General features: G+C 69.8%; 11 protein-coding genes. 6 read left to right on the top strand and 5 right to left on the bottom strand.

Annotated elements, in window-relative coordinates; all coding sequences use genetic code 11:
- Nucleotides 1-111: 111 nt before the first annotated feature.
- Complete coding sequence (locus ACIBF7_RS19095; RefSeq protein ID WP_148030160.1) at nt 112-336, bottom strand: hypothetical protein; 225 nt, start codon at nt 334-336, stop codon at nt 112-114.
- 153 nt (nt 337-489) lie between these two features.
- Here ACIBF7_RS19095 and ACIBF7_RS19090 point away from each other — a divergent pair, with 153 nt between their 5' ends.
- The 3 genes from ACIBF7_RS19090 to ACIBF7_RS19080 all read left to right on the top strand — a co-directional run bounded on the left by ACIBF7_RS19090 (nt 490) and on the right by ACIBF7_RS19080 (nt 5250).
- Nucleotides 490-1059 (top strand): HhH-GPD-type base excision DNA repair protein, encoded by a 570-nt coding sequence (locus tag ACIBF7_RS19090; protein WP_271279507.1) that lies wholly within the window; start codon nt 490-492, stop codon nt 1057-1059.
- A gap of 194 nt (nt 1060-1253) precedes the next feature.
- Entirely contained in the window at nt 1254-3347 is a 2094-nt protein-coding gene (locus ACIBF7_RS19085) for a SpoIIE family protein phosphatase (protein WP_148030162.1), read from the top strand.
- A gap of 241 nt (nt 3348-3588) precedes the next feature.
- Nucleotides 3589-5250 (top strand): RNA polymerase sigma factor, encoded by a 1662-nt coding sequence (locus tag ACIBF7_RS19080; protein ID WP_271279508.1) that lies wholly within the window; start codon nt 3589-3591, stop codon nt 5248-5250.
- A 60-nt stretch (nt 5251-5310) separates the two neighbouring features.
- Here the strand turns inward: ACIBF7_RS19080 and ACIBF7_RS19075 are convergent, their stop codons facing one another.
- Nucleotides 5311-6027, bottom strand: a complete 717-nt coding sequence (locus ACIBF7_RS19075) for a YaaA family protein (RefSeq protein WP_397197722.1) — start codon at nt 6025-6027, stop codon at nt 5311-5313.
- Between the two features lie 367 nt (nt 6028-6394).
- On the opposite strand from ACIBF7_RS19075, the gene ACIBF7_RS19070 reads away from it, so the two are divergent.
- Nucleotides 6395-7171 carry a GNAT family N-acetyltransferase gene (locus ACIBF7_RS19070; protein ID WP_397197721.1) on the top strand — a complete coding sequence of 259 codons (777 nt, stop codon included), beginning with the start codon at nt 6395-6397 and terminating at the stop codon, nt 7169-7171.
- 818 nt (nt 7172-7989) lie between these two features.
- Here ACIBF7_RS19070 and ACIBF7_RS19065 read toward each other — a convergent pair.
- Nucleotides 7990-8220, bottom strand: a complete 231-nt coding sequence (locus ACIBF7_RS19065) for a hypothetical protein (protein WP_148030166.1) — start codon at nt 8218-8220, stop codon at nt 7990-7992.
- Nucleotides 8221-8467: 247 nt separating this feature from the next.
- Here ACIBF7_RS19065 and ACIBF7_RS19060 point away from each other — a divergent pair, with 247 nt between their 5' ends.
- Nucleotides 8468-10534: a type IIA DNA topoisomerase subunit B gene (locus tag ACIBF7_RS19060; protein ID WP_148030167.1), complete on the top strand. Its 2067-nt coding sequence runs from the start codon at nt 8468-8470 to the stop codon at nt 10532-10534.
- A 15-nt stretch (nt 10535-10549) separates the two neighbouring features.
- Here ACIBF7_RS19060 and ACIBF7_RS19055 read toward each other — a convergent pair whose 3' ends face one another.
- On the bottom strand, nt 10550-11041 hold the full coding sequence (locus ACIBF7_RS19055; RefSeq protein WP_397197720.1) for a beta-class carbonic anhydrase: 492 nt from the start codon (nt 11039-11041) through the stop codon (nt 10550-10552).
- A gap of 142 nt (nt 11042-11183) precedes the next feature.
- On the opposite strand from ACIBF7_RS19055, the gene ACIBF7_RS19050 reads away from it, so the two are divergent.
- Nucleotides 11184-11531: a hypothetical protein gene (locus tag ACIBF7_RS19050; protein WP_397197719.1), complete on the top strand. Its 348-nt coding sequence runs from the start codon at nt 11184-11186 to the stop codon at nt 11529-11531.
- 18 nt (nt 11532-11549) lie between these two features.
- Here ACIBF7_RS19050 and ACIBF7_RS19045 read toward each other — a convergent pair whose 3' ends face one another.
- Nucleotides 11550-12113, bottom strand: coding sequence for a thioredoxin family protein (locus ACIBF7_RS19045; protein ID WP_397197718.1), 564 nt, complete (start codon nt 12111-12113; stop codon nt 11550-11552).
- Nucleotides 12114-12134 lie beyond the last annotated feature (21 nt).

Raw genomic sequence — 12134 nt, 5'->3', positions numbered from 1 at the left:
GTCGTCAGGCGGAACGCTCTCCCGGGGGTCTCGTCGGTGTCGGCGCACGCCCTCACTCTCTCGCATTCCAGGCGCAAACGGTGCGTAGAACGCGGCCTGATGACTTCGATGTTATCGATGGCTTCGGGGCGGTGGTGCGGAGTTGACGATGGCGAGCAGATGCTCACGCGCGACGCGTTCCACGATCTCGGGCGTCGCCGTGATGCCGAGGTGCTGCGCGCACGCGCACACGTCGGCTACACACCGGTCGATGGTGTCCACCGGCACGGTGAGGAACTCTTCGGCCAGCCGTAGACTGACCGGCTCCCGCAGGAGGCGAGTGGCCAGAGCGAGCATAGGTGTCAAATTCCTCTGGAGACCGGGGGGCAAACCCCCAGGAGTGGACGCAGGCGACTTGCGCTCCCATTTCATCTTTTATCGAGGCAGTGTCAAGGCTCCGAGGCGACTGTGTTCGCTTCTCCGCGGCGGCTTTCGTGCGAAGCTGTCTCCATGCGCATCCAGCTCACGCAGCGCGCCGATGCCGACGAGCTCCTCGGCCGCAGCCCGCTCGCCCTGCTCGTCGGCATGCTGCTCGACCAGCAGGTGCCGATGGAGTGGGCGTTCACGGGTCCGCAGACCATCTCGGAGCGGCTGGGGCACGACCTGACCGCAGAGGAGATAGCCTCCTATGACCCCGAGGCGTTCGCCGCGCTGCTCGCCCAGAAGCCGGCCGTCCACCGCTACCCCAAGTCGATGGCGGCCCGGGTCCAGCAGCTCGCGGCCTACCTCGTGGCGCAGTACGACGGCAAGGCCGAGCTCATCTGGGCCGACGCCGCCGATGGCCAAGAGTTGCTGAAGCGCCTGCTGGCTCTGCCGGGTTACGGCAAGCAGAAGGCCCAGATCTTTTTGGCATTGCTCGGCAAGCAACTGGGGGTCCGGCCGCCAGGATGGCGCGAGGCGGCCGGCGCGTACGGCGAGGAGGAGTCCTACCGATCGGTGGCGGATGTGGTCGACGCCGACAGCCTGGCGCGGGTGCGTGCTTACAAGCAGGCTGCCAAGCAGGCGGCGAAGGCCGAGTAGCCTGATCTTGCTGCGCAACGTGGAGCGATTTTGACAGGATGCGTTGACCGTATGGCGGCCGGGGCTTCCGTCCGCGCATGCCCATCGCCGATGATGTACTGCAGAATCCGGTCGCCCGGAGCTGCGCTACGCCGATACACGATTATGGAGATGTGCCGCGTGGGAGACCCTGGCACGCGACGGAGGTACGGACCATGAGCGCCGAGACCTCCGTTCCCCGTCCCCGGGAGTCGGATGTGGACATCTCAGACTCCGCCCTCCTGAAGGGCCTGCTGTCCGAAGCAGAGTTCGCCTTCGCCTTCTTCGACGTCGAGGGCCGCATCCAGCGGGTCAACGACGTGTTCAGCGATCTTGTCGGCGTGCCCGCCGACCGGCTGGCCGGCCGCGCCCCCGTGGAGGCGCTCGCCGCCGACCTCAGCCAGGCCGTGACGCAGGGCGTCCAGGCCGTCATCGAGAGCGAGGGGCCGGTCGCCGAGCGGCGGCTGCGAGTCCGCTCGACCGAGGGCTCCGACCGTCACTGGTCGATGTCGTTCTCGCCGATCCACGACGAGGGCGGCGAGCTGCGGGCCGTCACCCTGGTCGGGCTCGACGTGACCGAGAGCCGCCAGATCGAGGAGGACCTGCGCCGCAGCGAGGAGCGCTACCGCTCGCTGGTCGAGGCGCAGTCCCAGCTCGTGTGGATCACCACGCCCACCGGCACGGTCGCCGAGGACGCGCCGCAGTGGCGCGCCATCACCGGTCAGGGGCTGGAGGAGTACCTCGCCTACGGCTGGCTGGACGTCGTCCACCCCGACGAGCGCCCGGCCACCGAGGAGGCGTGGAAGGAGGCGCTGCGCGGCCGCACCATGTTCGAGTGGAACTACCGGGTGCGCACCCGCGCCAGCGGCTACCGCCACTTCGAGGTGCGCGCGGTGCCCATCATCCGCCACGGCCGGGTGGTCGAGTGGGTCGGCGCCAACACCGACGTGACCCCGCAGCGCGAGGCCGAGGAGATGCGCGGCAGGCTGACCGACCAGCTCGGCGCCGCCGCCCTGCGCACCGCCAGGCTCCAGGGCGCCACCGCCCAGCTCGCCGAGGCGCTGACGGTCGAGCAGGTGGTGCAGGTCATCATAGATGTCGGCCGCACGGCCCTGGCCGCGGACCGGTCCGCCGTCGCGCTGCTCGACACCGACCGCGCCGCGCTCAAGCTGATCAACGGCGAGGGCATCCCGGAGGCGTCCGGCTCCTCCGGCGAGGAGATCCCGCTGTCCCACTCCAGCGTGATGACCATGGCCGTCAACAGCCGCAGGCCGGTCTTCGCCGAGTCGCCGGTGAGCCTGAAGATGCAGCTCCTGGAGGCCGGCGGCGACGAGCAGGTGCTCGCCCACTACCTCGCCAGCAGCGACGAGCAGGCCTGGGTGGGCCTGCCGCTGCTGGCCGCCGGCCGCGCGCTGGGCGCGCTGCGGTTCTCGTTCACCAGGCCGCAGAAGATCTCCCAGGAGGACGGCGTCTTCCTGGAGGCGCTGGCCGGCCAGTGCGCGCTGGCGGTGGAGCGGGCGACGCTGTTCGAGCGCGAGCACCGCACCGCCGAGACGCTCCAGCGCAGCCTGCTGCCCGACCACCTGCCGGTGGTCAAGGGCCTGGAGCTGGCCCAGCGGTTCCGTTCCGGCAGCCGCCACGTGCAGGTCGGCGGCGACTGGTACGACGCGTTCGTGCTGCAGGACGGGCGGGTCGCGGCCGTCGTGGGCGACGTCATGGGCAAAGGCGTCAAGGCGGCGGCCGGGATGGGCCGCATCCGCAACGCGATGCGGGCGCTGGCGCTGACCAACCCGCCGCCCGCCGCGGTGCTGGCCGGGCTCGACCGGGTCTTCGACGCGACCGAGGAGGAAGACCAGGTCACCACCCTGGCCTACATGGTCGTCGAGCCGGCCACCGGCGAGGGCACGCTCGCCCTGGCGGGCCACCCGCCGCCCGTGCTGGTCTCACCGCAGGGCACGGCGATCCTCTGCGACGCCGAGCCCGGCACGCCGCTGGGCTGGCCGACCAGCCGCCGGCAGTTCCGGTTCGTGGTGCCGCCGGGACACACCGCTGTGCTCTACTCCGACGGTCTCGTGGAGAACCGCAAGCGTGGCTTGGACGCCGGCCTGACAGAGATTTGCAGTGTTGTGACCGAAGCGCCGCCTGAGGTGGTGGCAAATCCGCACATGCTGCTGGATTTCCTGGTTGACGGGATGTTGTCGGGATATGAACAGGATGATGACGTTACTGCGCTGGCCATCCACGTCCCGGCCATCACGAAGAGTGACTGAATGAAACAGTCATAAGGGTTGCTTTCGGGTATCAGTGCCGCCCTTGCGTACGCACTACTCTCTCCGTCGGCCTAGGGTGGAGGACAACCGCCGGGAGGTGGCCGTATGGAGTGCGTGGGCGTGCCAGAATGCTGGAAGGTCCGTAGCGGTCCGCACGGCCTCACCGATCTCCGAGAGAGGCAACAGCCCCCTAGCGGGCATCTGGGTCCATTGTCGCCACGCGTTCGTTCGAGAGGTGTTCGTGTCGCCTGCAAGTTCGACTCGCTCGAAGCCACAAGAGCTGAACGAGCCCGTCATTCAGCGACTGCTCGAGCGTGGGCGCTCGCAGGGTTTCCTCGAGTCTGAGGATGTCCGTCAGGCCTTCGAGGAGGCGGACATCCCCATGTCGCACGCCGCCGCGTTCTTGCGGAACCTCAGCAAAGAGGGCGTGACCGTGGTGGTGACCGCCGCGGATTCGGCTGCGCCGAAGAAGAAGTCTCGAGGTTCAGCAAAGCGCCAGACCGCCGCGCCCGTCAAGAGCAAGACGGCGGCGGCCGCCAAAGAGCAGCAGCCGGAGACCGTGACCGCGGTCGTCGGCACCGCCGAAGCCGAGCCCGCGCCGAAGAAGCCGGCCCCCGCCAAGAAGGCCGCTCCCGCGGCCAAGAAGGCGGCCCCGGTCAAGGGCGCCCCCGCCAAGAAGGCCAAGCCGGAGAGCGCTGGGCCTGCCGAGACCAAGCAGAAGACCTCCGACGGCGTCAAGTCCGAGGTCGACGACGACGACATCGAGCTCGACGGCGACGTGGAGCTGGAAGACCTCGAAGACATCGAGGTCGACGACGAGGAGATCGTCGCCGAGGGCGACTCCGAGTCCGAGGGCGACTCCGACGACGACACCGAGGACGAGCCGAAGGCCGAGACGGCCCCGGCGGTCAAGGAGAAGAGCGAGGACGAGGTCCTCATCCTCTCCGATGACGACGACGACGCGCCCGTGGCGCAGGTCGCCGCCGCCGGAGCGACCGCCGACCCGGTCAAGGACTATCTGAAGCAGATCGGCAAGGTCCCCCTGCTCAACGCCGAGCAGGAGGTCGAGCTCGCCAAGCGCATCGAGGCGGGCCTGTTCGCCGAGGAGCAGCTCGCCAGCGACGGCGACGGCCTCCCGGTCGACGTCCGCGCCGAGCTGGAGTGGATCGCCGAAGACGGCCGCCGGGCCAAGAACCACCTGCTGGAGGCCAACCTCCGCCTCGTGGTCTCGCTGGCCAAGCGCTACACCGGCCGCGGCATGCTCTTCCTGGACCTGATCCAGGAGGGCAACCTGGGCCTGATCCGCGCGGTCGAGAAGTTCGACTACACCAAGGGCTACAAGTTCTCCACCTACGCCACCTGGTGGATCCGGCAGGCGATCACCCGGGCCATGGCCGACCAGGCGCGGACCATCCGCATCCCGGTCCACATGGTCGAAGTGATCAACAAGCTGGCCCGCGTCCAGCGGCAGATGCTCCAGGACCTCGGCCGCGAGCCGACCCCGGAGGAGCTGGCCCGCGAGCTCGACATGACCCCCGAGAAGGTCGTCGAGGTCCAGAAGTACGGCCGCGAGCCGATCTCCCTCCACACGCCTCTGGGCGAGGAGGGCGACAGCGAGTTCGGTGACCTCATCGAGGACTCCGAGGCCATCGTCCCGGCCGACGCGGTCAGCTTCACGCTCCTGCAGGAGCAGCTCCACTCGGTGCTCGACACCCTGTCGGAGCGCGAGGCCGGTGTGGTGTCGATGCGCTTCGGCCTCACCGACGGGCAGCCCAAGACGCTGGACGAGATCGGCAAGGTCTACGGGGTGACGCGCGAGCGCATCCGGCAGATCGAGTCGAAGACGATGTCCAAGCTCCGCCACCCGTCCCGTTCGCAGGTTCTGCGCGACTACCTCGATTAGGTCGACGCGCGGGAAAGGGCACGGCCACTCGCGGGCCGTGCCCTTTCCGCTGCCCGGCGTTCAGGGCAGGAGGACGTCGAGTCTGCCGCCCGTGAGCGTCACCTGGTAGCCGAGGTCCTCCAGGGTCTTGACCAGCTCGTCCGGGGTCTCCGGTGCGAGGCCGCTCTCCAGGAGCCGCCTGGCGACCTCGCCGCGGGTGGCCTTGGCCATGTGGCTGACGACCTTGCCGCCCTTGAGCACCCGTACGGACACGCCGCGCGAGCCCGGCCGCCAGGCGGCCGCGTACGCGGAGGAGCGCAGGTCCACCACCAGCCCGGGCAGCCGCTCCAGCTCCGGGGTGATCAGGGGCCTCCAGAATGCCGCCAGAGGGCCGATCGGCGGCAGACTGACCCCCATGGCCAGCCGGTAGGGCGGGATGCGGTCAGCGAGCCGTAGCACGCCCCACAGGCCCGAGAAGATCAGCACGTGCTCCTCGGCCCTGGCCCGGGCCTCAGGGGAGAACTCGCTCAGGGCCAGGTTGTCGTACAGCACCCCGGTGTAGAGCTCGCCGGCGGGTAGCGTCGGCGCCGTCTGGAGTTCCAGATTTTTCGCGAGTTCCGGTGCCAGGCCGGGGGACAGCCCGAGCACCTCCAGGGCGTTCCGCCGGCGGGACGCGCGGACGAGGGCGTTCAGCACCCGCTTGCGGGGGCGGTCGAGCTTGGGGAACGACAGGTCGCCGACGGGCGGCCCGTCGCCTGCCGAAGCCTTGCCCTCCGACGGGGGCAGCAGAATGAGCACGTCCCGCAGCTTACTGGCGGTGAATCGCCGCTGTGCCTGGTCAGGGGGTTGTGGCGATCCGCTGGGCCGATTTCCGCCACTCACGTCCGGGGGGCGGTGCCGGGGAGGTACGGATCCGTTCGGCCGGTTTCCGTCACCCGCGTCCGGCTGGGGGTGGTGCCGGGAGGTGTGGGTCCGCTGGGCTGGTTTCCGTCACCGGGGTCCAGGCGGGGGTGGTGCCGGGAGGTGCAGGTCTGCTGGGCTGGTTTCCGTCACCGGGGTCCGGCTGGGGGTGGTGCCGGGAGGTGCGGGTCCGCTGGGCCGATTTTCGTTACCCGCGCCCGGCTGGGGGAGGTGGCGGGAGGTGCAGGTCAGCTAGGCTGCGCGGGTGGATGTCGATCTTCTGGTGGACGGGGCGTGGCCGGCCTGGGAGCGGCGGGTGCTCGGCGGCTGGGTGTTGCGCTACGCGGGAGGCGTGACGAAGCGGGCCAACTCGGTGCTCGCCGTGGGGGAGTCGCTCGTGCCGGACGATCTTCTTGCCGCCATCCGGGTCGCCGAGGAGTTCTACGCGGAGCGCGGGGCTGCGTGCGCCTTCTCGATCGGCGCCGGCGCGCCGCCGGGACTGGACCGCGCGTTGGACGCGCGTGGGTACGCGCTGGTGGATCCCACCGTCGTCATGTCCGGCACGATCTCCGGTGAGCCCACGGTGCCGGTACGGGTCGAGCCGCGGCCCTGGCGGGGCTGGCTGGAGGCGTGGTGGGAGGTCGACGGCCGCTACGGCACCGGGCTGGAGGCGGCCGAGCGGATCGTGACCGGCGTGCCGGCGCTCTACGCGGCCGTCGAGGAGGACGGGGCTCCGGTGGCCGTCGGACGGGGCGTGCCGCAGGGCGACACGCTCGGCGTCTACTGCATGGCCACGCTGCCGTCGGCCCGCCGTCGCGGCCTGGCCCGTGCCGTGCTGCGCGCCCTGGCCGTTGAGAGCGGGGTGCGGAGCGCGTACCTGGTCGTCACGGAGCGCAACACGGCCGCGCGGAACCTCTACCGGAGCGAGGGCCTGGAACAGAAGGGCGGCTACCACTACCGTGTGCGCTCAACCATGGACCCGCGCCCTCCGGCCCTGGACGCTGGCGCCGCGCGTGTCCGGTCGCGGACGGTGGGTGCGTGATTTGTGCGGGATCGGCCTCAGACGTCCAGCGTGTGCGGCGCGGGTGTCCGGTCCCGGACGGCGGGTGCGTGATTTGTGCGGGTTCAGTCTGGGGCGTCCGTTGTCTGCGGTGTTCGTGTCCGGTCCCGGGTGGGTGGGGGGCTCGTACGGGTGCAGTTTCGGGGATCCGGCGCGCATGTCTCGCGTGCCCGGTCGCGGACGGCGGGTGCGTAGTTTGTGCGGGTTCAGTCTGGGGCGTCCGTTGTCTGCGGCGTTCGTGTCCGGTCCCGGGTGGGTGGGGGGCTCGTACGGGTGCAGTTTCGGGGATCCGGCGCACATGTCTCGCGTGCCTGGTCGCGGACGGCAGGTGCGTGACTCGTACGGGTTCGGTCTGGGGCGTCCGGCGCACGCGCCTCGCTGTCCGCTTTCGAACGGAGGGTGCGTGACTCGTGCGGGTGTTTCGGGCATCCGGCGTGCCGCACGTGTCCGCGCTCAGAGGTGGGATGTGGGTCGCATGGGGCGAATGCGTGCGCGCCCGGCACCGTGCGGCGGGAGCGTCATATGCCCGGCCTTGTGCGGCGGGAGTGTCACATGTACGTGCTCGTGCGGCGGGAGCGCATACGTACGTGCTCGGCTTGGGGAGCCCGGAGCGTGAGCTGCTCGTGTTCGTGCGCGGGTGCCGGGGGTGTGCGCCGCGTGTGGCCGCCGGTGGGCCCTGTGGGCGTGCTGCTGTCTGGGCGGAGGGCGGGCTGGGTCGTGGAGGCAAGACGGCGATCCCGGTTGAGCCGGGATCGCCGTCTTGTCGAGATATATGTGGTTATGTCATCACGGCGAGCACGTCAGCGCTCGTCGTTGGGGCTTATCTTCGGTGTTTCGCTGAGACGTGCCGACTCGTCCAGGATGTCAGCGCCCTTCTCGCGCAGCGCCGCGATGTGCTTACGCCCATGGTGGGCGCAGAACAGCAGCTCCCCACCTACCGGCAGGGTCGCGCGAATGTACGCCTGGGCACCGCAACGGTCGCAGCGGTCGAGGGCCGTCAGCGGCTTAACGGGGGCAAGAGCTCCAGTCACGTATCGCCTTTCGGGTCACCCCCGCCGAAGCGAGGATCTGGCGTCAGTCACTTGGAACAACATCTAACCGGACGTGGACGTTCCCAACCCACAGGTCTCTACGCCCAGAGCGGAATGTGTCCGAAAGTAATGGGGATCACCCTGCTGGTAACGGCAAACATGGCGCCATGGCAAGCTTGTACGCGTGCGTAAGGGAAGAACGGTAAGCTACGCACACGTGTTCGAACTATAGACCCGGAGGGCTGGAGTGACGGTAGTGGAGGCGGGTTACACGGCTCGGCACCTCTCGGTGCTCGAGGGCCTCGAGGCCGTCCGCAAGCGCCCGGGGATGTACATCGGATCCACCGACAGCCGCGGGCTCATGCACTGCCTCTGGGAGATCGTCGACAACGGCGTCGACGAGGCGCTGGGCGGCCACTGCGACCGCATCGAGGTCGAGCTCCACGCCGACGGCTCCATCGAGGTGCGCGACAACGGCCGCGGCATCCCCGTCGACGTCGAGCCCAAGAGCGGCCTGGCGGGCGTCGAGCTGGTCTACACCAAGCTCCACGCGGGCGGCAAGTTCGGCGGCGGCTCCTACACCGCCTCGGGAGGCCTCCACGGCGTCGGCGCCTCCGTGGTCAACGCCCTGTCGGCGCGGCTCGACATCCAGGTCGACCGCGACGGCAAGGTCCACGAGATGAGCTTCCGGCGCGGCGTGCCCGGCGTGTTCGACGGGCCGGAGCCGACCGCCAAGTTCAAGAAGAAGTCCGGCCTGCGCGACGGCGGCAAGCTGCCCGAGAAGGTCACCGGCACCCGCGTGCGCTTCTGGGCCGACAAGCAGATCTTCCTGCCCGACGCCGAGGTGTCGCTCGACGAGATCCACGTCCGGCTCCGCCAGACCGCCTTCCTGGTGCCCGGCCTCACCCTCGCCGTCGTCGACAGCCGCCACGAGGAGCAGGTCCGCGACGAGTTCCGCTTCGAGGGCGGCATCTCCGAGTTCACCGAGTTCCTCGCCCGCGACGAGGCCGTCTGCGACGTGCTGCGGCTGCAGGGCGTGGGCCACTTCCGCGAGACCGTGCCCGTCCTCGACGACCAGGGCCACATGACCTCCACCGAGGTCCAGCGCGAGCTCAGCGTCGACGTGGCCGTGCGCTGGGGCAAGGGGTACGAGTCCACGGTCCGCTCCTTCGTCAACGTGATCGCCACCCCCAAGGGCGGCACCCACGTCAACGGCTTCGAGCGCGGCCTCGTCCGCACGATCAACGAGCAGCTCCGCGAGACCCGCCTGCTCAAGAACGGCGACGACCCCGTCACCAAGGAGGACATCCTCGAAGGGCTCACCGCGGTCGTCACCGTCCGCGTGCCGGAGCCGCAGTTCGAGGGCCAGACCAAGGAGGTCCTCGGCACCTCCGCCGCCGCCCGCATCGTCTCCCACGTCGTCAGCCGCGATCTCAAGGAGCTGTTCGACAATCCGCCGCGCGGCTACAAGCAGCCGCTGCGCGCGGTGCTGGAGAAGATCGTCGCCGCCGCCAAGGCCCGCATCGCCGCCCGCGAGCACCGCGAGAACCAGCGCCGCAAGAGCGCACTGGAGAACTCCGCGCTGCCCGCCAAGCTCGTCGACTGCCGCAGTGACGACGTCGACCGCAGCGAGCTGTTCATCGTCGAGGGCGACTCCGCCCTAGGCACCGCCAAGCTGGCCCGCGACTCCGAGTTCCAGGCCCTGCTGCCGATCCGCGGCAAGATCCTCAACGTGCAGAAGGCGTCCGTCAGCGACATGCTGAAGAACGCCGAGTGCGCCGCCATCATCCAGGTCGTCGGCGCGGGCTCCGGCCGCTCCTTCGACATCGACGCCGCCCGCTACGGCAAGATCATTCTCATGGCCGACGCCGACGTCGACGGCGCCCACATCCGCTGCCTGCTGCTCACGCTCTTCCACCGCTACATGCGGCCCATGGTGGAGGCGGGCAGGGTCTTCGCCGCGGTCCCCCCGCTCCACCGCATCGAGCTGACCAACCCCGGGCGCGGCAAGGACAAGTACATCTACTGCTACTCCGACGCCGAGCTGCACAAGGTGCTGCGCGACCTGGAGCGGCGCGGCAAGCGCTGGAAGGACCCGGTCCAGCGCTACAAGGGCCTCGGCGAGATGGACGCCGACCAGCTGGCCGAGACCACCATGGACCCGCGCCACCGCATCCTGCGCCGCGTCCGCATCGAGGCCGCCGAGGAGGCGGAGCAGATCTTCAGCCTGCTGATGGGCAGCGACGTGGCCCCGCGCCGCGAGTTCATCGTCAAGAGCGCCGCCGAGGTCGACCGCGACCACATCGACGCCTGACCCCGCGCCCGGGGGTCAGCCGAGCGGGATCAGGCGGCCCGTCTTCACGTCGTAGACGGCGCCCACGACCGGCATGCCCGCCGGCAGGAACGGTGACGACGTGATGCGGGTCAGGTCGTGCACGAGAGCCTCGGTCTGGTCCGGCACCATGTGGAACTCCAGGCTCCGGGTGTCCACGCCCTGGTCACGGGTCAGCTGGTGCACGTCCGCGTCGGTGGCCTTGGTCATGCCGCAGTCGGTGTGCGGCATGACCAGCACCCGCTCCACCCCCAGCAGGTAGACCGCCAGCACGAGCGTACGCAGGACGTCGTCGGTGACCCGCGCGCCGGCGTTCCTCAGGATCTTCGCGTCGCCCGGCTGCAGCCCCAGCAGGCCGAGCGGGTCGATACGCGAGTCCATGCAGGTGACTACTGCCAGCCCACGTGCCGCGCGCCCGGTCAGGTCGGACCCGCGGAAGGTGCGGGCGAACTCGGCGTTGGCGGCAAAGAGGTCGTCGAACGCATCCATGCCAAAGATGATCCCCCATGACCGTTTCGTCGATGCGTCCGGGGGCCACGAATTCGCCGGAGGTGAGCAAGCTCACGCGATCACTGCTAACTTTGCGTGATGATTCCGTAGCCCATTGTGCGCATGATCGAAGAAGGTCGTCTTGAGCAGGTCCGAATCGCTTGCCGCGTATCTCCGTGCCCAGGCCCGGCGCTGTCTGGATCGAGTGGAGTCCGACGACGGCGGATGCAACGCCAGGCGCACGCTGGCCCTGCTCGACGCCGCCGCCTACGCCGGCGGGCTGGCCGACGACGACCCGCTGATCCTCATGCTCGACCAGGCCGGCTGCTACGGGCCGCTCGGCTGCGAGGCGTTCGACCCCGGCGAGGCCGGCACCCGGCTCGTGCGCACGTGGGAGGGAGCCGAGCCGCACGAGCTCCTCCTGTCGCTCCCGGCGGCGATCACCGCCGCCGGGCGGCGCGACCAGGAACACGGCACCAGACCATGCTGACGTGCGGCCCCCGGCTCCTCAGGCCGGTTCGTTGCCCGGCTTCCACTTGATGCCGCAGCCCAGCGACGGCGTCTGGTCGTCCTCGACGGGCTTGCCGGCCAGCAGCGCGTCGACGGCGGCCCGGAGCGAGGCGCCCGTCACCGGGACCTTGTTGCCCGGCCTGGCGCCGTCGAACTCGCCCCGGTAGGCCAGCTTCAGAGCGGCGTCGTACAGGAAGAAGTCGGGCGTGCAGGCCGCGCGGTAGGCCTTGGCCACCTCCTGTGTGTCGTCGAGCAGGTAGGGGAAGGTGAAGCCGGCCCTGGCCGCCTGCTCGGCCAGGTGTGTGGGATCGTCGTCGGGGTAGTTCACGCTGTCGTTGCTGCAGATCGCGACGACCGAAAGGCGGGAGCCGTATTCGGCGGTCAGCTGCCCGAGTCCGTGCTCGATGTGGCGGACGTAGGGGCAGTGGTTCGACAGGAAGATCACGAGGGTGGCGGGGGAGCCTTCGAGGTCGGCGAGGGACACACTGCCGCCGTCGACGGCCGTCAGGTCGAAGTGCGGTGCGGGTGTGCCGAGCGGAACCATGAACGAATGCGCAGCCATGTCTCCCATTGTCGCCGGTCG

This window comes from Nonomuraea sp. NPDC050478 (assembly GCF_044458265.1).
Taxonomy (GTDB): domain Bacteria; phylum Actinomycetota; class Actinomycetes; order Streptosporangiales; family Streptosporangiaceae; genus Nonomuraea; species Nonomuraea ferruginea.
This window is presented reverse-complemented; position numbering and strand designations above follow the sequence as displayed.

Excerpts from the sequence above, each read along its gene's own strand:
- ACIBF7_RS19095 (WP_148030160.1), bottom strand. The coding sequence starts at position 336 with ATGCTCGCTCTGGCCACTCGCCTCCTGCGGGAGCCGGTCAGTCTACGG.
- ACIBF7_RS19045 (WP_397197718.1), bottom strand. The coding sequence starts at position 12,113 with ATGGCTGCGCATTCGTTCATGGTTCCGCTCGGCACACCCGCACCGCAC.
- ACIBF7_RS19085 (WP_148030162.1), top strand. The coding sequence starts at position 1,254 with ATGAGCGCCGAGACCTCCGTTCCCCGTCCCCGGGAGTCGGATGTGGAC.
- ACIBF7_RS19055 (WP_397197720.1), bottom strand. The coding sequence starts at position 11,041 with ATGGATGCGTTCGACGACCTCTTTGCCGCCAACGCCGAGTTCGCCCGC.
- ACIBF7_RS19090 (WP_271279507.1), top strand. The coding sequence starts at position 490 with ATGCGCATCCAGCTCACGCAGCGCGCCGATGCCGACGAGCTCCTCGGC.